The sequence below is a fragment of the Streptomyces sp. AC627_RSS907 genome, assembly GCF_019049165.1.
Map to the genome: position 1 here is coordinate 1 of NZ_JAGMUE010000849.1, position 580 is coordinate 580.

The 580-nt window shown below is 76.6% G+C and carries 1 pseudogene; it reads left to right on the top strand.

Annotation, left to right across the window (positions count from 1 at the left end):
* Nucleotides 1-580: pseudogene (locus KUM32_RS38995) on the top strand (hypothetical protein); the annotation flags it as partial.

The following is a 580-nucleotide window of genomic DNA, read 5'->3' on the forward strand; positions in this document are numbered from 1 at the left end:
CCCCGGTCGTCATCCCGACGGTAGCCACCACGGTCGTCGTCGCGGCGGAACCCACCGCGGTTGTCGTCCCGATCCCGGCGGAACCCGCCACGGTCACGGTCGTCGCCGCGCTGCGGCCCGCCGCGGTCGTCCCGGCGGTACCCACCACGGTTGTCATCGCGACGGAACCCGCCGCGATCGTCGTCCCGACGGAAGCCACCGCGGTTGTCGTCGCGCCGGAAGCCTTCCCGAGCGCCACCACCCTCACGTCGGAACCCGCCCCGCTCGTCGTCCCGGCGCGGACCACGACGGTCATCGCGCCGCTGGTCTCCGCCCCGGGCATCACGGCGGTCGTCGGGCCGGCCGACCGGTCGCGGCCGGTCCCCGTCCCGCCGGAAGCCGCCGCGCTGGTCGTCACGGCGTGGTCCGTCGTCGCGGCGCGGTCCGCGATCGCGGTCGTCGCGACGGGGCCCACGGTCACGGTCGTCCGGACGCGGCCCACGCGGCCGGTCGTCACGCCCACGCGCGTCCCGATCACGGTCCCGGTCATCACGACGGAACGGCGGCCGGTCATCACGCCGCGCGAACCCGCCACCACCAG